This is a genomic window from Aeoliella fuhlenseeensis (assembly GCF_052161615.1).
GTDB lineage: Bacteria > Planctomycetota > Planctomycetia > Pirellulales > Lacipirellulaceae > Aeoliella.
This window is the reverse complement of record NZ_CP197417.1, coordinates 4,073,216-4,096,571: the sequence shown is the minus strand read 5'-3', so window position 1 is coordinate 4,096,571 and position 23,356 is coordinate 4,073,216. Positions and strand designations below refer to the sequence as shown.

Genomic DNA, 23,356 nt, shown 5'->3' with positions numbered 1-23,356 from the left:
ATGTAAGTGGTGTGAAGTTGATTTGTGTGTTTCGGTGCGGAGCGTGACGTTACCAGGCGAGTGGTTTCTGCCACGCGGCTTTGAGCTCAAGGATGTCGGCGTCGACCACCACGCTGCCGGCGGACTGAATGGTAAGCCGGGGACCGAACTCAACGGTACCGAGCTTCGCGACCTTAACCCCCGACATGGCTTTCTCAAACGCGACGGACTGCTCTTTCTTCACTTCCACTAGGAAGCGGGTGTTCGACTCGCTGAACAGCTTGGCGGCGACGCCACCTTCCGACACTTCGACGCCATCGAGCGACAACTGCATCCCCATCCCGCCGGCGAAAGCCATCTCAGCTGCCGCGACCGCAAGGCCACCTTCGCTCAGGTCGTGACACGCGGCCACTGCACCCGAATGGATCGCCGTGTGCATCGCAGCGAACGTTTTATTGCTGATCGCGGTATCGACCGTGGGAACTTGACCGCCGCTAAGTTCGTTGACCAGCCCGAAGTGCGAACCGCCGAGCTCGTTCTTCGTCTCGCCGACAAGGTAAATCAGGTTGCCCGGAGTTTTCACGTCCATCGTCACCGCGCGGCTGCAATCGTCCATTTGGCCCATCGCGCTAATGAGCAGCGATGGCGGGATCGCAATCGTTTGCTTTACGCCGTCGGAGCCAATGTAGCTGAACTCGTTGTTCAAACTGTCCTTGCCACTGATGAAGGGCGTGCCCATCGCCACTGACATGTCGTGACAGGCGAGTGCCGCGCGGACCAGCGAGCCAAGCGTCTCGGGCTTTTCGCAATCGCCCCAGCAGAAGTTATCGAGGATCGCGATCTTCTTCGGATCGGCACCCACGGCGACGCAGTTGCGAATCGCTTCGTCGATGGCGCTGGCGGCCATGTGGTAGGTGTCGAAGTCGCCGTAGTGCGGATTCATGCCGCACGCGATGACAATCGCGCGGTCGTGCGCGAGCACGGGGCGAACCACCGCGGCGTCGCTCGGGCCGTCGGAGTGCTGGCCGACAAGGGGTTTCACCACGCTCCCCGACTTCACCTCGTGATCGTACTGGCGGATGATCCATTCCTTGCTCGCCACGTTCAGCGAACCAAGGATCTTGGTGAGATCGCCGGTGTAGTTGTCACGCTCGGGCGGAGTAAGTGGCTGCAGGGCAGGGGGCGTGTAGCTCGCTTCGCGAATCACCGGCGGGCGGCCGTCGTGCAGCACGCTCATCGCCAGGTCGCATACTGTGTTGCCGTGGTACTTGAGCACCAGTCGCTCGGTCGGCTCGAATCGGCCGATGATCGTTGCTTCGACTCCTTCGGAGGCACAAAGGGCGTGGAGTTCGTCCCACGAAGCCTCAGGCACCGAGACGACCATCCGCTCCTGGGCTTCGGAAATCCAAATCTCGACGTACGATAAACCTTCGTACTTCAGCGGGGCCTTCTCGAGCCACACCTCGGCACCAATCTTCTCGCCCATTTCTCCGACGGCGCTACTAAAGCCACCAGCACCGCAGTCGGTCACCGCGGTGAACAGCTCGCGGTCGCGGGCTTGGAGCAGGACGTCCTGGACCTTCTTCTCTTCGATCGCATTGCCAATCTGCACCGCACCGCCGGAGAGGTCTTCGCTCTCGCTAGTGAGTTCGGCACTGGAGAACGTCGCGCCGTGAATGCCATCGCGACCCGTGCGGCCACCAATCGCGACGATGTAGTCGCCGGCTTGTGGTTTGCCAAACGCTTTGTCGTGCGGAATGATGCCGACGTTGCCGCAGTACACCAGCGGATTGCCTAGGTACCGGCGATCGAAGTACACCGCGCCGTTGACGGTCGGAATGCCCATGCGGTTGCCATAATCGCGAACGCCCGACACCACCCCCTTCATCACCCGGCGGGGATGCAGCACGCCCGGCGGAAGCGAATCGGCCGGCGTGTCGGGCGGGGCGAAGCAGAACACGTCGGTGCTGCACACCGGCTCGGCACCAAGACCCGTGCCAAGGATGTCGCGAATCACGCCACCTAGCCCTGTGTTGGCTCCACCGTACGGTTCGAGCGCCGAGGGATGGTTGTGCGTCTCGACTTTGAAGGCGATGTGGAACTCGTCGTCGAACGTGACGATGCCCGCGTTGTCGGCGAACACGCTGACGCACCAATCGTCGTCGCCCCACTGCTTGCGCAGTTGCTGCGTCGCGGCGAAGATGGTTTCCTTCAGCATGTTGTCGAACTGCCGCTCGCCATCGGGGCCCGTGTACTTGATGCGGCCGGCGAGCGTCTTGTGGCTACAGTGTTCGCTCCAAGTCTGGGCGAGCGTCTCGAGTTCGATATCGGTCGGCGCGCGGCCCAGGTCGCGGAAGTACTTCTGAATGGTCTGCATCTCGGCGAGTTGCAGATAAAGCTGCCCCTCGCGGCTAAGACGCATCAGCCCCGCATCGTCCAGCGAGTCGAGCTCGACGTGCTCCAGCTTGAAGGTGTAGGGGCGGCCAACGTCCAGGTGATCGACCGCGAGCGGGCCCACTACCACTTGCTCGATGGCATCGTTCGCCAAGAGGCGACTGCCGAGCTCCTCGACTTGCTGGTCGTTGAGTCCTGCGATCCAGTATTTATGGCACGTGCGGACCAGCGGTGGCTCGATTCCCAGGTCGGCGATCGCCGACTGGGCGCTCAGGGCCACGGGGTCCATCACGCCGGGCTTCGGCAGCACATGAACCACGCGAACGTCGCCCGACATCCACGCCGGCGGCGTGGCAAGCACGGCGTCGCCCACCTTCGCGACCACGGCCTGTTCGACCACGCGATCCGTCAGCAGTTCGTCGGCAACGCGCTGGGCGTCGGCAGCCGACAGGTGGGCTCCCTCGACCAGGAACGCGCGGGCGCTGGCGGCCGTGAAGTTGCGAGCCACGCCATAGTCGGCGGCTTCCTGCACCAAACGCTGGGCGGGGCGGTCGAGGTCGGCAGAACGAGCAAGTACGTCAATTTCCCACAGCATCGCGGATTCGCTTCCCTTCGGCGAGCAATTGTTCGAGCTTCGCTCCGTCGCCGGCTTCAATCGCCGCGCGGAGCAATGCCAAGTGTTGGTTAAACTGGTCGAGTGCCGCAAGTACCTGCGGGCGATTGGCGAGGAAGATCTGACGCCACAGTGCCGCGTCGCCTGCGGCTACGCGGGTTGTATCGCTCCAGCCGGTGGCGACGAGTTGGCGAACTTCTGCGGGGGTCGCGGAGGCCAGAGCCGACGCCACGGCGTGCGGCAGGTGGCTAGTAAGGGCAACCGCTTGATCGTGCTCGGCGGGCGACATTTCGACCACTCGTGCCCCAAGAGCCTTCCAGAACTCGCAAATCTGGGAGACAGCTTCGGCGTCCGACGACGCATCAGGGGTCACCACCACGGTGCGACCCACGAATAGGTTCGCTCGCGAAAACTCGGCCCCCGAACGATGATCGCCGGCCAGAGGGTGACTGCCTACGAACTGCCCGTGGCTGCCCATGGAGCTCGCCACCACTTGAGCCACGATGTCGTGTTTCGTGCTGCCGACGTCGGTAATCAGACAACTGGCGGGTGCGCTCTTTCGCACGTCGGCCACGGTTTCCGCCACCAAGTCGACTGGCGTTGCGACGATCACTAGGTCCGCCGTTGCCACGCCGTCGGCCAGGCTGGTCGCCACGCGGTCGAGCATTCCCTGGCTTACGAGGTTTGCCAGCTTTGCCGGCGATCGGCCAATGCCGACAATCGTTCCGGCCACCCGCCGCTCGCGTGCGGCGAGGGCAATGGAGCCCCCCAATAGGCCCACGCCGACGATCGAAAGCTGTTCGAATTGCGGCATGGGAGGGGAAAACTCGGCAGGCGAGGGGGCGTTTGGCAAACGATTTGCTATCCGTCTGCTATCACTCCCGCCGATGATACCAAACTTGCCGCCCGCTGCCCGGGGGTGGTCCCCGCGGGAGTGCCGTGCGACGCGAAGAATCGTTGCGTGGAGGCGTAAGCTCCGTGCGTGCGTTAGGGTCGGGTCATTCCGCCTACTTCGCCCAGAACGGTTTTATGAACCATAACGTAGACCAGGTGGAAGAATTCGAGGAAAAATAGGCTTCGCCGTCCTGCTCCGGTTACTCCACTGAGCTATATAATGCCGGACGTGGAACTGGTGCAGCTTGGGTCCCCCAAAGCCCGCCTCACATTTCTGCCCTAGGCCGTCCCCCCGCCCACTAGACAGATTTGCAGTGACCGCCACCATAGGTGTTGCTAACGCTGCCCGCAAAACCTCTCCGAAGAGTCGAGTTACTATGAACCGCCGCATTTGTGTTTCGTTGCTCAGCAGTGCCCTGTGTGCCTGTCTGGTGTCGATGTCGGCTTCGGCCCAAGAATGGCCCAAGAAGATGTTCGAGACGCTCGACCACGACTTTGGCACCGTCGCCCGCGGCTCGGACACCGTCTATAAGTTCGAAGTGACCAACAAGTTCATCGAGGACATTCACATCTCGGGCGTCCGCTCGAGCTGTGGTTGCACCACGCCATCGATTGAGAACGACACGATCAAGACCTACGAGAAGGCCTACATCGTGGCGAAGTTCAACACTCGCACCTTCACTGGCCAGCATGGTGCCACGCTTACCGTGACCATCGACAAGCCGTACCCCGCCCAGATTCAACTTCGCGTTCATGGCTACATCCGTGGCGACGTGGTATTCGAGCCAGGTGGAATCAACTTCGGCACCGTCGACCAAGGTGGAACGAAAGAGCAGAAGGTCTCGGTTCGCTACGCCGGCCACAGCGGTTGGGAAATCAAGGACGTTGTCACGTCGAACGAGAGCAGCGACAACTACGAGGTGGAGCTTCAAGAATCGTTCCGCCAAGGCGGCACCGCTCGTTACGACCTGACGGTTCGCCTGAAAGACACCGCTCCGGCTGGTTACCTGAAGGACCAACTCACTCTGGTGACCAACGACGGCAGCAACCCCCGCATCCCCATCGATATCGAAGGCCGCGTCACGCCTGAGATTTCTGTGACCCCTGAGAACTGGGTGCTGGGCGATGTCCCCTCGGGTAGCGAAGAGTCGAAGAAGCTGATTGTCCGCGGCAAGACTGCTTTCAGCATCACTGGCATCGACTGCGATGAGGAGTGCTTCACGTGCGACTATAAAGAAGGCCCCGGCACCACGCACGTCGTGACCGTGAAGTTCAAGGCGGCCAATGGCGATGGCCGGCTCAAGAAGCCGATCACCATCCACACCGACCGCGGCGACACGTTTAGCGCCATCTGCACGGCGTACGCCAACATCCTGCCCCCGGCCGCGGCCGAGGAGCCCGCCGGCACCGTGTCCGAGCCCTCGGAAGAGGCTTCGTCCACCGCCGCCCGCGAGAACGAAACCAACTTGGCCGAGAACCGCTAGCATCGCTAGTTGGTCTGCCCATCAAAAACTGTGGGAGGGGTGTCCGACCCCGATTACGGGTGGTAAACAACCCCGCCCACGACGAGCTCATCGAAGCCGCTAGCCAACGCTAGCGGCTTCGTTCGTTTTCCGTTGACGCGCGGCGGGCGTCGCGTCATACTCCCGCCGCTTTCTCTGGCGGCGCGTGGTGCCGCGCGGGAATACCTTTTCGCGTCGACTTTTCCAATCGAACTTCATGCAGTCCTGGGCTCACAAAGCGCTCGTGCTATTGGTGTGTGGTCTCGGCTGCGCGCTCGAGCCGCGATTTGCGCAGGCTCAAGAAGAGATGACGTTCGAATACTCTGAGGAGGTTTATGCCGAAGAGTCGACTTCGCAAGAGTCGGAGCACGCCCCGCAAGAGAGCTATGAGTCCGATACCTACGATCCCGACGACTGTGGCTCCGAAGTTACCTATGGCGATGCTCTTCGAAGTGGCATAGGTCGTCACGGCGAGTTCTGGGACCGCATGTACGAGAAATACCGCTTCCGCCATTCGTCCATCGATGGCCGGGCGACGGGACGTGGCTTCCCGCTTCGCGGTACCAGTTGGCTCAACCGGCCCTACTCGATTGGTTTCGACGTCGGTGCGTTCGTGATGACCAGCGAAGTGAGTTCGAACGGCAATCGCAACAACGACGTGCTCGGCGCGATGACGGTGGGGTACGACTGGGACCACTTCTGGGGCGCCCAGGCGCGCTTCGTCTGGACCTCGCCCGAATTGTCCACTGACATTGTCAGCACCGACGATCCGAGCAACGACCTATTCATCTACGACCTATCGCTCATGTATTACCCATGGGGCGATTCGCGCGTGAGGCCCTACTACCGTATGGGTCTGGGCCTGTCGGACGTGGAATTCATCAACCCGCTGGGTAACATCGAAGACGACATGCTCTTCACCATGCCGATTGGTTTCGGCGTGAAGTACCAGACCAAACGCTGGTTCGCCCTGCGTGCCGAGGCCGTGGACAACATCACGATTGGGCAGAACTCGGCCAACTCGATGCACAATTTCACGCTCTCGTTCGGCATGGAGTGGCGGCTGGGTGGCCGGCCTACCACTTCGGAGAACGGCTGGTCGTCCCCGTCGCGAGTCGGGACCTGGTAGGCTTGAGTTGCCGAGCGGTTGTGACGATAACCGAGGCATGTCGCCCGCTTCGCTAATCGCCGGATCCAAACCCCCCATCGCCATCGTCGGCGGCGGAATCAGCGGCTTGGCCGCCGCACATCGGCTCACTGAGCTTCTGCCCGACTGGCCGATCAAGCTTTTCGAGGCATCGTCACGCCTTGGCGGTGTCCTCCACACCGAGCACGCGGAGGGCTACTTAATAGAACACAGCGCCGACAATTTTTTGACGCGATTGCCATGGGCGAAGGAGTTGTGCGAGCGTGTCGGTATTGCGAAAGAGCTGTTGCCCACCGAGCCCTCGCTCCGTCGAGCCTTGGTGGTGAATCGCGGCCAAGTCGTCCCTGTGCCCGAGGCGTTCGTGCTGATGTCGGCGCGAAAGCTTTGGCCCGTGCTGACATCGCCCGTGCTGAGCGCGGCCGGCAAGCTTCGGCTCGCCATGGAGGCGTTCGTTGCCAAGCGAACGGACTCAACCGACGAGAGCGTCGCCAGCTTCGCCCGCCGGCGATTGGGCCGCGAAGCCTTCGAGCAACTTGTGCAGCCGCTGGTCGCCGGCATCTACACGGCCGACCCCGAGCTGTTGAGCATGCAGGCGACCTTGCCGCAGTTCGTCGAAATGGAACAAAAGTTTGGCAGCTTGTGGCGGGGCACTCGCGGCCAAGCTTCTGGCACCGACAGCGGCGCGCAGTACAGCGCGTTCGTCGCTCCGCGCGGTGGCATGGGGCAACTGGTCGACGCCATCGCCGAGAGATTGCCTCCGGGATCTGTGGAGCTCAACACAGCGATCGAGCGCGTCCAGCAGACTGACTCCGGTGCGTGGCAGCTGCAAACCACGAGCGGCCAACGGATCGAAGCCGCGGCAGTTGTCATCGCCACGCCGGCTCCGCGTGCCGCTAAACTGCTTTCGCTAGTCGACGAGCCACTTTCGAAGTTGCTCGGAAGTATCAGACTCGCCAGCACGGCGATCGTCGTGCTGGGGGTCGAGCGAGCGCAAGTCGCAAAACCAATTCCCGGCTTTGGCTTCGTCGTGCCTCAGGTGGAAGGCCGGCAGATCATTGCGGCGAGCTTCAGCAGCGTGAAGTTCCCCGACCGCGCCCCTGATGGGCGACTGCTGATTCGCGTGTTCATCGGCGGCGCGCTACAGCCCGAATTGCTCGAGCGAAGCGATGCCGAGCTGGTATCCCTCGCACGGCAAGAGCTACGTGAGCTCGTTGGTCTCACCGGCGAACCCGATCTCACAAACGTCGTCCGCTGGCCCGCGAGCATGCCCCAGTACCACGTGGGGCACCTCGATCGCGTCATGCAGATCGAACAACTCACCGCCCAACACCCGGGCCTCGCAATCGCGGGCAACGCCTATCGCGGGGTGGGTATACCCCAATGCATCCGCAGCGGCGAACAAGCGGCACAGCAGATTGCCGATCATCTGCTCGGCGCATAAAAAAGCTGAGCCACCGGCCGCGAGGGGCCAATGGCTCAGCTGGGTTCTTAGTGGCTACTCTGGTTTCCGATTACCGCTGGGCGGTACGTGAAATGTCCTGAGCTGCACGGGCCGAGGCTTGGGCGTTAACGAATTCCAAGTCCTCGTTGCTCAAGCGAGTGAACGGCACGGTGGTTGTACGACCGTTGGCCTTCAGCAACTTCACGCTGCCATCGGTCACGGCGACAAGGCGGGCGTCGACGGTGTAGGTGCCGGTGCTGTCGACCCAGTGACGAAGCGCCAGGCTGTCGAAACCACCTGGCTGTTCGAGCACCGAGCTGGGACCGAATAAGTCGTCCGCGTCGTCGGTCTCGGGCGTGCCCGTATCTTCGGTCGGACTGAACAGACCTTCTTCGGCTTCTTCGGTCACGGGCGCCTCGGCAGCCGGAGCTTCCGCAGCCGGCTCACCCCCGAACAGGTCGTCGGGATTGGGTGCCCCCTCCTCGGCGTCGGCCGCGGGGCCGAACAGGTCGTTGACGTTTTCTTCTTCCTCGGCGAGGCTCTCGTCGAGATTGCCGGCCGCGGCGTCTTCCATCGGTGCTTCTTCTACCGATTCGCCACCGAACAGGTCATCGGCTGCCGGGGCTTCGCTGTCCACGGCGTTTTCCATCGGCGCGTCCTCAGCCGGCTCGCCGCCGAACAGGTCGTCAGCGGGCTCTTCGGTGGCCGGAGTCTCCGTTGCTGGAGTATCGGTCGCGGGAGCTTCGGTGCCAGGACCGAAAAGATCGTCTTCAGTAGCGGGCGCATCGGTTGCCGGAGTTTCGGTTGCCGGGGCGGTTTCAGCGGGCTCGCCTCCGAACAAGTCATCGGCGGCGGGCTCTTCGGTCGGCGGTGCTTCTTCCATCGGAGCTTCGGTAGCGGGCTCACCGCCGAACAGGTCATCCGCAGCAGGCTCTTCAGTAGCAGGTGCGTCTTCCATCGGGGCTTCGGTCGCTGGCTCACCGCCGAACAAATCGTCTGCAGCGGGCTCTTCCGTCGCGGGAACATCCGTTGCGGGAGCTTCGGTGCCGGGGCCAAACAAATCGTCGCTCGCCGGGGTCTCGGTCGCGGGAGCTTCTTCCATAGGTGCTTCGGTCGCTGGCTCGCCACCGAACAGATCGTCCGACGCCGGCTCTTCCGTCACCGGAGCTTCGGTCGCGGGGACTTCTTCGGCGGGGGCAAACAAATCGTCCGTTGTCGGATCCGTTGCCGGCTGCTCCATCGGAGGCTCCACCACGGCGGGGGCTTCTTCCACAGGAGTAACCACTGCCGGCTCTTCGACTGGAGGGGCGACTACAGCGGGTTCTTCAACGGGCGGCGCGACAACTGCCGGCTCTTCCATCGGCGGGGCAACCACCGCCGGCTCTTCAACGACCGGCGGGGTGACTGGTTCTTCTTCGGCCAGTGCGGGAGCTTCTTCCACCGGCGTGATATCTTCCGCCGGCTTATTCACTTCGCGATCGGTGGCTGGCGAACTCGACGACCAAGTCGACTCGGGAGCCGCTTCGCTCGGTGCGGCTTCGGTGACGGTCCCTTCCGACTCCACCACTTCGCCCGACACGCAATCGCAGGGGTCTACATCGCAGGGGCTTTCGATCACCACGCTGCTGCCACAAGGATTGCAGGGCTGATACACCGGCTGGTACATCGGCACGCAAACCGGGGCAGGGCGGTAGTACTGGTAGCTCGGCCCCCCCCAGCAACGCGACACCCAGTGGCAGGCTTGAGCCGGGTCGACGGTCAGGCATAAGCACAAGGCGAACACCAGCGACACGCGGAATAGACGACGCAGCGAACGCGAACGCATGAGTAGTTCTCTCTAACAATTGGTTGTTCGATGGAGGGGCCCAACTTCCTGTCGGGCGAATACCATGCAACTTCCGTGCGCCAAGGATCCATCGTACCTACGCCCAAACGGCGATGCAATCAACCAATTCCCAACCGCCGGCGACGTTTCTAGCCGTTTCCGCGGGGATTTCGCCGATTGGCAGTCGAACGGCCCGGTCCGCTGGGCACGGCAAAATCGTCAGAAACCAACCTTTCCAAGGTTCCAAGTTCTCTAATTTGCGGGCTCGCGCCTGCCGACTAGTTCGCCCCTGACCCAGGCTCGTTGATTACGGGAAACGCGACCTGGTAGCGTCGGAACAACACCTCGCACAGCCGGCCGCTCTTTTGGAACAGCAACAAGGCCTCGTTGTCGTGTTGCTTTTGAATCCGGTCCAGCAGTTGATCGCTCGACAAACCCTCGGACGGAACGTGCTGCGCCTGCCACACGTTGAGCGCCTCGCCATACAAGTCGGCACCGTGCTGGTACCAGCCGCGTAGCTGCTCGGCAAAGTGGAGGGCCTGCGGGTCAACCTTGTCGCTCATCGCCACCTTCACGGCCTTCGCCCCATAAAGATAAGCCCGACGACGAATCTCGAGCACCTTGTAAACGTTGTTTTGATTCAGCGCTTCGTCGGCCGAGAGCTGCAGGCGATCGACCTCCTCGCGAATGCCACCGAGCTGCGACCAGAACGCCAGCGTGTGCTGACGACGAGCGATCAAGTCGGGATGCAGCTTGCCCGCGGGGTCGACAGTAAACGCCGCTTGCTCCGCCGCACTTTCACTATTCAACTGCGCCACTTCGTGACGAATCTCTTCCAACTCTGCCGTAAGCGCCACGGCTTGCTGCTGCGGCGTCTGAGGCTCCATGCCCACAGGTGGTGCGAGCCGCCATCCCTCGGGCAATCGCTCGTTGATCTCCGTGTCATTCAGCGCGGTGTACGCGGCCGCGTGCAAGTCGAGACCCAAATACCGAGCACCCAGCCACACCCCCGCCACCACGGCCACAATGGCACCGGTGATCTCCCACAGGCTAACACCCCGGCGACTAGTCACGATGGCGATGCGTTGGCGGTCCATGGCTCGTTGCCTTCTCGAAAGCCGAGAAGTCCCAGTTGAGTAGTTCTTAAGATGCAGTGGCTGTCTTGCGACCTTGCGCACGAGCGCAACGTCCTTGGCACACGGAGTACCACTGAAAGCCTAGCTCACACCCGCCCGGGACTACGGCGAGCGATTCCTGAACGGGCGCTCCGAAAGATGGCGTGAGAAGGGTTGTAGCGATTGTGACGATGGCGAGCCGGAAGCGTCAGCGCCCGGAGCAAGACTTCCTCCTAGCGCGTGTCGGTTCCCGTCGCATCAAGGACCAAACAAGTCGTCTGCCTGCTCTTGATCCAGCTTTTCGGCAGGATGGCCCCGCAGCGATTCCAGCTTCTTCCGCCGCTCTTCGATCTGCGTTTCCTGCTGATCGAGTTTCTCGATGTATCGATTGTAGAGAGCGCTTCCACGTTCAAGCTGCTGTAGGGCCTTGCCGATTCGATTCTGATCGTCCACCAGCGTGCGAAGCTCGGCTTCGAGCAGGTTGATCGTCATGCGGGCTTCGAGGGCCTGCTGCCGCCGCGCAAGTTCTTTTTCCAGGGATTGCTTCGTGGCCTCGTCGGTCATGGGCGACTGGATATATAGCGTCAAGTCGTCATCCGCCAACAGTTCCAGGGCAGTAACCGCCTCGCGCTCCTGCTGCTCGACCACCATCGCCGTGAGCGTTTCACCTGCCGGCACTTCCAACTCGAAGCGGGCGGCATTGTCTTTGGTTTCGGTCACGTCGGGGTGCGTCACCTTCCATTCCTGTTGCAATACACGCTGGATGACCACCTTCCGCGGCTCGTCGCTTTCATTGCGAAGCCGATACTCGATCGTACGTTCGGTGCGGTACGTGGTGACTACCGAGCCATTCTCTAGTCCAACGTTGACAAGTTTCTCTTCGCCCGGCTTGGTGGTCATCGTCACATCGACTTCCGAGTCCATCGCATAGGTAACAAGCCGCTCGGCGTCCGGCGGCGTGTCGGCAAGCCGCGCGTCGCCAGCGTAACCGCCGTCGGCGAGCACGGTAATAGGGCCCCGCATCAAGTGCAAGTCGGTGGTATTCGTCAACCGCACCGCGTGCATCGAATGCGACTCGTTCACCAGCGGATCGAACAGCGAAAGTTTCTCACCCTTCACGTTCGCATTGACGATGGGCAGCATCGCGGAAGTATCGCTAGCGAGCGACACGGGGCGATCGATCGTGTAGTGAAACAGTTCGCCAACGTCCGCCGTCTGCGCTACGGTTGCCTGGCTGTTCGCCAATTGCCGCGATAGATCCTGCGACTGCCTCTCGCCCTGCCCTCCGAATTCGCCCCCAAAGTATCCGCCACCCAATCCTCCGCCCCCACCCATCGCGCCACCCATGCCTCCCCCAAGCATACCGCCACCAATGCCACCCGGTTGTGGCCGAGGGGCCTGGATGGGGCCTGCGTACACTCGAGGCATCACGCCCGCAGCGACGCTCACGGGTGCTTCTGGACGCGCGACGTACAGCGGCTCGTAGAGATTCATCCGAAACGCAAACGGCTGTCCACTTACCAGACTCAGCTCGACAGCGTCCCAGTCGTCCCGCGTAGTGTTCTCGATAAGTCCCCAACCTTGCAGCAGCATCTTGTCGCCGTCTTCGTTATCGTTGTCATCGTCCATCACCAATCGATAGCTCACCTTCCACATCGGAAACTCTTGCAGATAGCCAATCCGCACCCGGCGCTTACCCTCGCCACGAAACTGAAGCTTCACTTGCTTCGTGGGTACAGCGCTCGAGGTCGCGAGCTGGGCAACTGCCTTGTCAAACTGCGCTTGCACCTTCGAGTCTTCCAGCTTGATCGGTGGCAACGTCGACAAGGGCAGCCGCATCAGGCCCTCTTCGCTTTGCACCACGATGTACTGCTCGATGGTCGAGCTAGTGCTGTCGCTGAATCGCTGTTCGTTTTCGATGCTGACGATCCGCCCCTGCCATTCGCCAATCATCACCCGCTGCCCACTCAACTGTTGCAGAATATCCGCCAGGGTGTTGTAAGACAGCTCGAGCGGCAACGCTCCTTCGGCTCGCGTAAGCTTGCGACGATTCTCGTAGGTCACCGTGGCCGTCTTGCCCCCATCGAGGTCGAGCAGCACCAGGCTCTTCAGCAGGTCGTTCATCGAGTCGTCGGGAAATCGCAGCACGAGATCTACATCCCCTTCGACTTCCCCGGCCCGCTCGAAGAACGCCACGCCCGAGGTGTAGGCAACCACCTGTTTGAGCCGCACGTTCGAGTCGTCAATCTCTTCGCCCGCAACTGGACGGCACGCCCCGAACGACGCAATAATCAGCATCGCCAAAGCGAATTGCACAGAAGCGAAAGACACCAAAGCGAATGGGCGTATCATCGAGCGTATCCTGTGATTTATCGAGAGAAGTGGACCCATCGTCCCGACCATTCTAGCGAACGGGCGACAATTATTCCCCCGGACGAGCCGGAACCGCTCCTACGAAAGCAGCAGTGCCCAGGGCAACAGCATTCCCCCCACGGACCACCACCATGCATTCCTACCGGTTTCCTGGCATTGTCCTAGTGGTGCTGCTGCTCCAGTCGCCGGTTCGCGCCGACGAGATTGCCGCTGATTCGTTCCAACAAATCGAACACCAACTCGCGGTTGTCACGTCACTCCACCTGACCGACGTGCCACTCAACGAGGCTCTAGAAACACTTGGCGAGCAGGTGGGCATGAAGTTTGTGATCGAGTCAAAAGCCCTGGGCGATCTCGGCCTCAAGCCCGACGAGCTCGTCTCCATTTCGGTCGACAACGTCGCGCTCGAATTGCTTCTCGAATTGCTGCTCGGCCAACTGGACCTGACCTACTTACCGCGGGGCGAGGTAGTCATGGTCACTTCCGACGAAGAAGCGCTGACGCAGTTATGCATCCGCGTTTACCCCGTCCCCGATCTGCTCGGCACCGCGAAAGAGGTGGCGCAGCAAGGTCATGACTACGACACCGTGATCGACACCATCATCAGCGTCGTCGACTCCGACACCTGGGTCGAAAATGGCGGCCCCGAAGCCGAGATCCGCCCGTTCCCCGCCGCCAATGCGATTGTCATATCGCAAACGTTCCAGTCGCATAGAAAGATCGAGCGACTCCTGGCCGACCTCAGGCGACTGCGCGTTCAGCAGGGGCTACCGGTGGCAACGGAGCGTAGTTTCAACAGTCGCAGGACCAACACACTCGCACTACCGAAGACCTACGTCCCGGGTGCCAATGCGACGACTCTGCCCCGAGTGTATGCAGAATAGATTTCGCGATAAGCGCTAACGTCGTTATTAGCCCCGACCAAGCTTGGTCGGGATCCCAAGTCCGCGGACCGAAGTTCATTCCGGTTTTACGCGGAGCACTACGTCAGGACCTGACGGCGCAAGGGCTCCGTCTGGATTTGCTTCGATCACTTCCTCTCCCCCGTCGTCGGCCAAGTTCTTGCCGACGCTGTAGACCCTCAGTTCATCCGCTCGCACCAGCATCTTTAGCGGCTTGCCCGTGAATGGATCGGCGGGGACTTCGGCCAGATAGCCGGGGATGAGCTCTTCAAGTGTGGGACCACCATCCAGCGGCGCCGCTAGCACCAGATAGCCGCGAATATCTTTTTTCACGGCATTTAGTGCGTTCATGCACGGGGATAGGCCAGCCCTTGCGGCCCAACGCAAAATCCCTCCTGACGCAATTCAACTTGCAGGCAATAATAATTGCGTGCCACCAAAATTGCCATTTAGCTAAGGAATTGATGCGATGTCCAAACACGGCGAACTTCCCCATGAATCCGACCCCGACAACTCAGCATTCGCCCGTCTAGTGGAGCAGCTAGCCGGTTACGGTGTAACACAACAAGATATCGCCCAACACCTAGGCATCACGCCGGGCCACCTAGCAAGGGTCAAAAAAGGCGAGAGGCACGCAAAAGCAAGTCACGTTGAAGCTCTCCGGGAGTTCCTGGGCCAGCGTGCTAGCGAGACGAGGGCAAGAGCCAAGGCTGCCCGTTCTGGTACGTTGACTTCCCCCGTTCTCTCCATGAATCACTCGACGCTAGGCCGTTTGTCGAGCGTTGAGGCCGTTGAAGCATTTCGAGATCTACTATGGTCCCGCGCAGCAATGCGAGGGATTCCGAATACGCTCGTCAGAATCTCCAGCAATGTGACCGAAGCTGACGGTGGCGTTGACGCCTCGATCCGTGCATCCGGCAATCTTGAATTTGATAGGGATGACCTACTCACAAGCGGTACGCGATTTCAAATCAAGACGGGAGAGGCAACCCCGTGGCAGAAGTCATACATCAAGACCGAGCTATTTGGAACCAAGGATATTGGGTTCGAGAACCTGGGCTCGGAGGTACAGAAGGCTCTCCGCGAGAAGAGCAGATATGTACTTGTATGTTTCGGCACTGACGCAGCCGGTGGTAAGTTGGAAACAGCCGCGGATCACCTTCGGTGGGCATTCGCCCAGTGCGGATATAAAGGCGTTGACGTAGAGGTATGGGGGCAGACGGACTTGGTTGGATTATTCTCTGACTACCCGTCGCTGTGCCTACGACTCAGAGGCTTCAGTTTTGATGGATTTTGTTCCCATGCATCATGGTCTGGTCTCGCTGACATGCAGCCGCCCGTCCGCTACTCGCCCGAGACATTTCAACTGATCAAAGAACTGCGATCAGATTTAATTAGCGGAACTTTTCCGCATCTTCGGCTGCTTGGGGAACCGGGCATTGGCAAGACTCGATTAGCTCTCGAAATAACATCAGACGAACAGCTTGCACCCGTAACTCTATACATACCGGATGGGCGTCACTTCCTCAAAGGCTCATTCATAAACGAACTAGTAAGCGCCGACAACACTCGGCAAGCCATCCTTGTGATAGATGATTGCGGCGAACGTGACCGCGCAAGCATTTGGAATGCGCTCAAAGGACATCGCGATAAAATTCGACTCATCTCGATCGACCATGCACCCGATGCGGGCACAGATGAGCAGATGAAAAAATTAATAGTGCCCCCCACACAAAAGACTCAGATTGTCCAAATCCTCCGAGGCTACGGGATTGGCGAAAACGATGCCCAGAGGTGGGCTGACTACTGTGAAGGCTGCCCCCGGGTAGCTCATATGCTTGGTGAAAACCTACGGGAGAACCGGACGGACCTATTGCAGCCACCAGCGATTAACGATGTCTGGGATAGATTCATCGTAGGAAATGATAACCGAGACACCGAGGATGTAACCCTAAGACGTATCATCCTCATGTTCGCTTCTCTCTTCGAGCGTTTCGGATTCGAGGCACCGGTGGATAGCGAAGCCAAGTTTATTGCATCTTTGGCCCAGCAGATGGACCCAAGAATAACCTGGGGGCGATTTCAAGCCATCGTAGAACAACTGCGGAAACGCCGTATTCTGCAAGGTGCTAAAACGCTCTACATCACTCCCAGAATACTGCATGTCTATCTGTTCCGTGAATTTTGGAACAGTTACGGGAACGGATTCGACGTATCGTCGGCGATGACACAAATGCCGCCTCAGTTGTGGAACTGGTTCGTCAAGATGTTGAAGTATGCACACGACACACGCTACGGAGAGGAGGCGGCTGAACGAGTTCTCGATAGCACTGGCATGTTTTCATCAGGGAGATTTCCCAATGACCCTCAATTCGGAACGATCATAGATGTAATCGCCGAGACGAACCCAAAGGCAACACTGCGGTTCCTTGAACGTACACTTGGAGCGATGGATAAAGATGCCTTGGTCGCACTTGATGCTCCCCGCCAACGCATAGTCTGGGCTCTGGAGAAAATTGCTGTATACGAGGAATTCTTTGAGGAAGCTGCCTTATTGCTTCTCGCACTGGCGGAAGCAGAGAACGCGAAGAACTCCAACAATGCGACGGGCACATTTCTTCAGTTATTCAGCTTGATACCTCAGCTTGCAGTTACACAAGCCAAACCTTCGGTGCGATTGCGTACCCTGGAGACGCTGCTGTCGTCGGCAGAGCCCACTCGGCGACGCCTCGGATTGCAAGGGTGTGCAAGGGCATTAGATACTTCGCCCACTTCCAGGGTCGTTGGACCGGAACATCAAGGATTGCGGCGAACGATTGAGTTCTGGATGCCTAAGACTTATGGAGACTTGTGGGCCGCTCACGAAGATGTGTGGAACCTGTTACTTAGCAAGCTAGACGAGTGGCAAGGCGGCCAACGCCTTCAAGTTATCGATACTTTGATACAAGCCGCGTGGTCAAGTATCTATATACCACCTCTTACCACTAAAGTACTTGACCTACTTGATCGAGTGGCAAAGGAGGATGGCGTAAATGTCGGTGCTATAGTCTCATTCTGCAAACGGCAACTTAATAATAAAGACAGCAAGCTTCCAGCAGAAGTACAGGAGCGACTGCGAACACTCTGCGAGTCATTGGCAGAGGGCGATTTGAGGTCCAGGTTACTTCGATGGGTGAAGTTTGTAACGCACGAAGACACATGGAGTCGCGGTGCCTCATCCACCAAGTATTCTCAGATCATTGAAGAGTTAGCAAATGAGGCTTCTAATGACCTGGGCGTGCTAGTCAAAGAACTGCCGTGGCTGGTTGAGGTAAATTCTGGTGCGGCATACGGATTTGCCTACCAAATCGGACAACGCGACCTCGACCTTAACCTGTATGACGCGATTCTTACGGCCCAGTCGGAGAGTGCAACCCCCGACGCGATAATGTTTCTAAGTGGCTATCTTGGCGCGATTTTCCACCGCGATTCGAAGCAGTGGGAAGAGCTTATTATCCCACTAACGTCCAATCCCGCGGTCGCATCTCGTTTTTCGGACATTGTCATTTCCTCTGGAATTTCAAATAAGGTTGCGAGACAAGTAATTGAACACTGCCGAGCCGGGCATCAAGACATTGCCCTATTAGAAAGATGGTGGTTTGCCGATCAGCTCAAAGCCCTTGATGAACGAGTGATTGAAGAGTTTGTAGCGATCCTAACTGAACCTCAGACGAATTCCTCTTACTGGGGCATCGCGGTCCAGATGCTACACACCTACTATCTACAGAATGAGGCGGCACCTGAGTTTTCAGTTGACATGCTGTGGCAAGTTCTTATTCATCCTGCATTGTCGCAGCGTGGCCATATGCACCGAATCGGATACCATTGGGGAAAGCTTGCTAACGCTTTACTTGCCAAGGCGCCGGACCGGAAATGGGAGTTCTTTCGGGAAGTGCTCAACGTAGGCGTACAAGAATGGTCCGCTATCTCAGATATAAATGAGCATGCTGACGATATTCTCACGGATATTCTCAGGAGTGCCCCAGAGACTGCTTTTGATCTGATAGCCGAAGTGCTGAGTGAAGCTGACCACAACGGCAGCTATGCAATACGGAACTGGCTCGGAGGTAGTCCTCACTTCTTCGGGGATTTACACTCTGGTCCCATCCAGTACATCCCTTCCGTTAAGCTGTTTGGCTGGGTAGACCGTAATGTTGACACGAACAGTGACATGCTTATCTCGATGCTACCGAAAACGCTGGATGAATCGGTCGCTGGTAGGCTCACCCGGGACTTCATTTCCAAGTTTGGAAGCGACGCGAGGACCAGAGGGCGCGTGACCTCACATTTCTGGGAGGGCGGGCATTTCGGCGAGGCTAGCGTTCATTATCGCAACAAGAGTGACGAAGCACGAAGTTGGTTAATCAGTGAGAAAGACCCAGTGGTAGTAAAATGGGTCCGTGAGTACATTGACGTACTGAATAAGGAAATTGAGCGTGCTGAGTTGGAGGAAGAACGCGAGGGGTAAAGGGGAGAGCTTAATTTGCATGCACGGGAACTGCTCATCACCCCGATTCTCACCTGGAACAACAGTGAAGAAGAAGGGGGACATTCTACTTTAGCAATCACGGGATCTAATCAGCGTTTCCTTCTCACCAGAGTGCTCAGAAAAATCGACTGCCGCGACCCTTAACAATCCACACACACTCCCCTAAAACGACAACAGGCCTTGCTACCCGTAAGTAGCAAGGCCTGTTGCATTTATATCGAGCCACCCTTGAGCAAGCGCGGGTGGATAGTACGCGTCAGCAAATTCCCTCGCAGATCTCTCGCGGTCGGACCCAGTCGCTTGCGCGATCGTGAGTTTAGACCAACTCTTTCTTGCTGCCGATCAAGGTCCGCAGACGTTCGGCCAAGAGCGCCGAGTCAAACGGCTTCTTGAACGTCTCGTTGATGCTCGAGCGATCGAAGCTCATCGAGCTGCCGTCGTCCGGCAGAAGGGCAATCAAGATCGTCTCGGCGAAGTCGGGGTTGCGGCGCAGGTTTTGGCAAATCTGCAGCGCTTCGACCTGACCAATCGAGAAGTCGACGATAATGCAGTCGGGGTGGAAGCTCTCGGACTGAATGCCGGCTTCGAAACCGCTGGCTGCGGTGGAAGTTTTGAACGACCGTTCGACGGGTAGTTCGCGCTTGAGGTTTTCGATTAGCACCTGGTCCTGTGCAACAATCAGAACCTTGGCCATCGCTTCGTCTTCGAGATCTCCAAGGGGCATACCATGCTCCTTGAGGAACCGAATCAAGTATTCACGCGGGATACGGCGGTCTTGGGAACCGGGAATACGGTATCCCTTCAGACGTCCCGAGTCGAACCACTTGCTGACCGTCCGCGGGGCCACTTTACAGATCTTTGCGACCTGACCAGTAGTAAAGACCTTCATCGGGCTCTCCAATTTCAACATGCTGTTTACTGCGAAGCTCGCGGCAGGTTGCGGCCTGCATCGAGCGGCATTGGCGCCTAACGAAAACTCTCACTCCGGCTTGTGCTCCCTGGTGCCGGAATGCTGGGTCGAGCTCTCGTTTCTGGGTCGGTGCCGTTGCGCTTGGGAATTATGGTTTGGGTTGGGTCAGGTCCTTCTGAACCACTCCTGCGTTATGTTCGCATCGGTTCGGCGAGTGCGGGAAGATTGGTGAAAGTGCTTGCGGAAGCTGTTCCGGTTCGAGGCCCGGCGTTACAACCGCTACATTCCAATCCACCCGCACTCGTCCAATCCCTGGGCGAGTGCATGCACGCTCAACTCTGCGAATGGTTTCGCAGGCAAATGGGGCGTACCTCGGCGTGGCTCGGTAGGAGATGCGTGGCGCACCGTGAGCCAGTTTTCAATCGGTAAATACCGACGGTCTAGGCAGGGCCCCCCCTGCTGGCACCCTCTCCCGTTCTTTGATCCCGCGTGGTGCGGGAGGCAGCTCGGGACAGAGCAAACCATCCGGTCTTTTATTTCGCCCTTTCCTGGGGCATGACTTGAGGAACTTTCGTCAGTCGCACCGCAAGATCCGGGTTTGGCGGTCAAAAGCTCCCTGCCAGTCGCACGCGATCGTCTGCCAACTCCGACTGGGCAAACTCTACGTTCCTCATAGAAACAGCATGGAATCTTCATCTCCCTCGAACCACCGTCGAGCACGCGGGGCTCGGCGCGGCGGGAGGGTTCCGCGATACTTGGGGGTTCGATGGCGGTGCAATCCACAGGCGCGACAAATCCACCGCCGTCCTCCGTCCACCCACTCTCCCTTGCCTGCCCTATTCTCTTCTCTATGAGTGCCACGCGACAACCCGAACTGCGCCGCGAAGTCGACCAACTCGGTCGCCTGTTCGGCGAAGTTATTAAGCACCACGCCGGCCAGCAGGGTTTCGACCTGGTGGAAGAAGTCCGCACGATGGCCCGCAAGCTGAGTGATGGCGACGATAGCATCGCTGAAGCGCTGCGGAAACGACTCGCCGAGCTGTCGACTTCGGAACTGAGTGTCATCATTCGGAGTTTCACGATCTTCTTGGAACTCGCGAACCTGGCCGAAGACCGCCAGCGGATTCGCGTGATCCGCCAGCGCGACCACGACGCCTACCCCGAACCCCGCAGCGAGTCGATTGGTGCGGCGTTTGCCTCTCTCCACGAGGCGGGGCTATCGACCGACGAGATCAAGAAGCTGCTCGCCCGCGTGAAGGTCGAGCTGGTCTTCACCGCTCACCCGACCGAAGCCAAACGCCGTAGCGTCCGCCGCATCCTCATTCGCATCCGCCAGCTGCTGAAGGCGGGCGACGATCCCGATCAGGTGCCGCGCGAACGCGACAAGAACCATGCACTCATCCGCGGCGAGCTGCATAAGCTTTGGCAGACCGACTTCGTAAGGCCCTGGCGGCCCACGGTGCTGCAAGAAGTCGAACGCGGCCTGGCGATCATGCCGGGACTGTGGAGCGAAGCGCCGGTGCTGCTGGACGACGTGGAGAACGCCCTGGCACGCTACTACCCCAAAGTCCCTGCGCCGCAAACTCCCATCGTCAGTTTTGGTTCGTGGATCGGTGGAGATCGCGATGGCAATCCGTTCGTCACGCCAACCGTCACCGCGCAAACTCTGACACTCTTGCGCCAGCACGCCGTGCAAGAGCATCGCGGCAAGGCCCGCCAGCTTGGCCGGTCGCTGAGCATGTCGGACCGCCTGAGCGAACGCCCCGCGAAGCTCGAAGCTGCAATTGAAGCCGCTAGCAAGCGTTGGCCCTCGCTCGCCAAGCAACTCGCCGACTTGCCGCCGCTCGAAACCTATCGCCGATGGATGCACGTGGTTCGCTGGCGTTTGTCGAAGACGCTCGACACGCCGATCGATCAGGCTCCCGATCCCAAAGCGGGCGGCTATTTTTCGCGAGGCGATCTAGCGACCGACGTCGAACTGGTCGCCGAGTGCCTGAAAGCCGCCGGCGATGAACTGATCGTCGAGAACGAAATCAAACCGTGGCTCGCGCAAATTCGAGTGTTCGGCCTGCACACCGCGCGGCTCGACCTGCGCCAGCACTCGGCCGTGTATCGCGAATCGATCGACGAGCTGTGGAAGCTCGCCGGCCTGTGCGACGACGGTGCGAAGCTCGACGAACCCGCACGCGTCGAACTGCTCGTAAAAACGCTCGCCTCGCCCAAACTCCCCACGCTCGACGTCGAAGTGAGCGACACGACTCGCGAAACGCTGGAGCTGTTCGCGTTGGTGCGCCGTATGGCTCGCCAGCGAGGCATGGGGCCATTTGGCGCGCACATCCTGAGCATGACGCAGTACGCGAGCGATATCCTGGCCATGCTCTGGCTGTGGCGTTGGAGCGAGTGCGTCGACGGCGGCCACGAGCGCGACGCGACGCTCACCCTACCAGTCAGCCCGCTGTTCGAGACGATCGACGACCTGGAGCGCGCCCCCGAAACGCTTCGCGCCGTGTTCGGCGTGAAAACGTATCGCGACTACGTTGCCGCGCAGGGCAACGATCAGATGGTGATGGTGGGTTATTCCGACAGCACCAAGGACGGCGGCTACCTTTCGGCGCAGTGGGCACTGCAGCAGTCGCAGAGCGCTATGCAGCGAGTCGCGACGGACTTCGGAATCGAACTCACGTTTTTCCATGGGCGTGGTGGTTCGCTGGGACGCGGTGGTGGGCCGGCGGCGCGGAGTATTCTGTCGCTGCCGAGCGATGCGTTCAACGGATCGCTGCGACTCACGGAGCAAGGCGAGGTGCTTGCCGAGCGGTATGGCACTCCGGAAATTGCGTATCGGCATTTGGAACAAGTTTGCTGGTCGTCCATCACCGCGGCGGCACGGGATCCGGAGTCTCCCCCGAAAGAGTGGGTGGAAATGATGGACCGGCTTGCCGCAACGTCGCTCAAGTCGTACCGCAAGCTCGTCGACTCGCCGACGTTCGCCGACTTCTATCGCGAAGTCACCCCGATCGACGAAATCGAACGCCTGCCAATTGGCTCGCGTCCTTCAAAACGCAAGGCGGGGAACCGCATCGAGGATTTGCGTGCCATCCCGTGGGTGTTCAGTTGGACCCAGTGCCGCGCGATCCTGCCGGCGTGGTACGGAATTGGTTCGGCGGTCGAGTCGATCATCGACGACGCGGAAGGAATGGAGATGCTGCGGACGATGCTCCGCGAGTGGCCGTTCTTCGAAGCAACGATCAGCAACGCCGAGCTTGCGCTCGCCAAAGCGAACATGCCGGTGTTCGAGCTCTACGGCAAGCTGGGCAATTCGATTGAGGGGGGCACCGAACTCGCGCAGATGATTGTCGACGAGTACCAGCGCTCGCGTCGCGCGGTGTGTGCGATCAACGGCACTGAGAATCTGCTCGATCAAATTGCGTGGCTGCAGCGGAGCATTCAGGTCCGCAACGGTTACGTCGATCCGCTGAACGTCGTGCAGGTCGTGCTGCTCGAACGACTGGCGAATGACCCCAACGCTTACAAGGACGCCACACCCGACGACCTCGAGCACCTGATGAACCTCGACATCAATGGCGTATCGGCCGGCATGCGAACGACGGGCTAGCAAACTTGAAAAATTGTTTCACGTGAAACAATTTGCGAAGAGTGGGCGGTGGGCAGTCAGCGGTGGGCGGGGCAAAGGCGAGCGGGGCCCGTCAGGGCCGTGGTTAGACAAGTGCTCAAA

13 protein-coding genes are annotated in these 23,356 nt (G+C 59.6%); 6 read left to right on the top strand and 7 right to left on the bottom strand.

All coding sequences use genetic code 11. From position 1 onward, the window contains the following. Positions 1-49: 49 nt before the first annotated feature. Positions 50-2,968, bottom strand: coding sequence for a phosphoribosylformylglycinamidine synthase subunit PurL (gene purL, locus SH292x_RS16030; protein ID WP_442482017.1), 2,919 nt, complete (start codon positions 2,966-2,968; stop codon positions 50-52). After that, positions 2,952-3,800: a prephenate dehydrogenase gene (locus SH292x_RS16025; protein WP_442482016.1), complete on the bottom strand. Its 849-nt coding sequence runs from the start codon at positions 3,798-3,800 to the stop codon at positions 2,952-2,954. Before SH292x_RS16025 ends, purL begins: the two co-directional genes overlap by 17 nt. 457 nt (positions 3,801-4,257) lie before the next feature. Between SH292x_RS16025 and SH292x_RS16020 the strand changes: the two genes are divergently transcribed. The 3 genes from SH292x_RS16020 (at position 4,258) to hemG (ending at position 7,970) form a co-directional block, all read left to right on the top strand. Next, a complete protein-coding gene (locus tag SH292x_RS16020; protein ID WP_442482015.1) occupies positions 4,258-5,364 on the top strand; it encodes a DUF1573 domain-containing protein in 1,107 nt (368 codons plus the stop codon). A gap of 235 nt (positions 5,365-5,599) precedes the next feature. Further along, positions 5,600-6,511 carry an outer membrane beta-barrel protein gene (locus tag SH292x_RS16015; RefSeq protein ID WP_442482014.1) on the top strand — a complete coding sequence of 304 codons (912 nt, stop codon included), beginning with the start codon at positions 5,600-5,602 and terminating at the stop codon, positions 6,509-6,511. Between the two features lie 37 nt (positions 6,512-6,548). Further along, a complete protein-coding gene (hemG, locus tag SH292x_RS16010) occupies positions 6,549-7,970 on the top strand; it encodes a protoporphyrinogen oxidase (RefSeq protein ID WP_442482013.1) in 1,422 nt (473 codons plus the stop codon). A 70-nt stretch (positions 7,971-8,040) separates the two neighbouring features. Here the strand turns inward: hemG and SH292x_RS16005 are convergent, their stop codons facing one another. The 3 genes from SH292x_RS16005 to SH292x_RS15995 form a co-directional block, all read right to left on the bottom strand. After that, positions 8,041-9,795, bottom strand: a complete 1,755-nt coding sequence (locus SH292x_RS16005) for an SHD1 domain-containing protein (protein ID WP_442482012.1) — start codon at positions 9,793-9,795, stop codon at positions 8,041-8,043. A gap of 278 nt (positions 9,796-10,073) precedes the next feature. Then, complete coding sequence (locus SH292x_RS16000) at positions 10,074-10,892, bottom strand: hypothetical protein (protein ID WP_442482011.1); 819 nt, start codon at positions 10,890-10,892, stop codon at positions 10,074-10,076. A 276-nt stretch (positions 10,893-11,168) separates the two neighbouring features. After that, positions 11,169-13,262, bottom strand: coding sequence for a hypothetical protein (locus tag SH292x_RS15995; RefSeq protein ID WP_442482010.1), 2,094 nt, complete (start codon positions 13,260-13,262; stop codon positions 11,169-11,171). A gap of 152 nt (positions 13,263-13,414) precedes the next feature. On the opposite strand from SH292x_RS15995, the gene SH292x_RS15990 reads away from it, so the two are divergent. After that, positions 13,415-14,167, top strand: coding sequence for a hypothetical protein (locus tag SH292x_RS15990; protein WP_442482009.1), 753 nt, complete (start codon positions 13,415-13,417; stop codon positions 14,165-14,167). A 75-nt stretch (positions 14,168-14,242) separates the two neighbouring features. On the opposite strand, the gene SH292x_RS15985 is transcribed toward SH292x_RS15990, so the two are convergent. Further along, positions 14,243-14,518, bottom strand: coding sequence for a hypothetical protein (locus SH292x_RS15985; RefSeq protein ID WP_442482008.1), 276 nt, complete (start codon positions 14,516-14,518; stop codon positions 14,243-14,245). 136 nt (positions 14,519-14,654) lie between these two features. On the opposite strand from SH292x_RS15985, the gene SH292x_RS15980 reads away from it, so the two are divergent. Next, entirely contained in the window at positions 14,655-18,692 is a 4,038-nt protein-coding gene (locus SH292x_RS15980) for a hypothetical protein (RefSeq protein WP_442482007.1), read from the top strand. A gap of 337 nt (positions 18,693-19,029) precedes the next feature. On the opposite strand, the gene SH292x_RS15975 is transcribed toward SH292x_RS15980, so the two are convergent. Continuing rightward, positions 19,030-19,602, bottom strand: coding sequence for a helix-turn-helix domain-containing protein (locus SH292x_RS15975; protein ID WP_442482006.1), 573 nt, complete (start codon positions 19,600-19,602; stop codon positions 19,030-19,032). A gap of 871 nt (positions 19,603-20,473) precedes the next feature. Between SH292x_RS15975 and ppc the strand changes: the two genes are divergently transcribed. After that, complete coding sequence (ppc, locus tag SH292x_RS15970; protein ID WP_442482005.1) at positions 20,474-23,236, top strand: phosphoenolpyruvate carboxylase; 2,763 nt, start codon at positions 20,474-20,476, stop codon at positions 23,234-23,236. Positions 23,237-23,356: the final 120 nt, after the last annotated feature.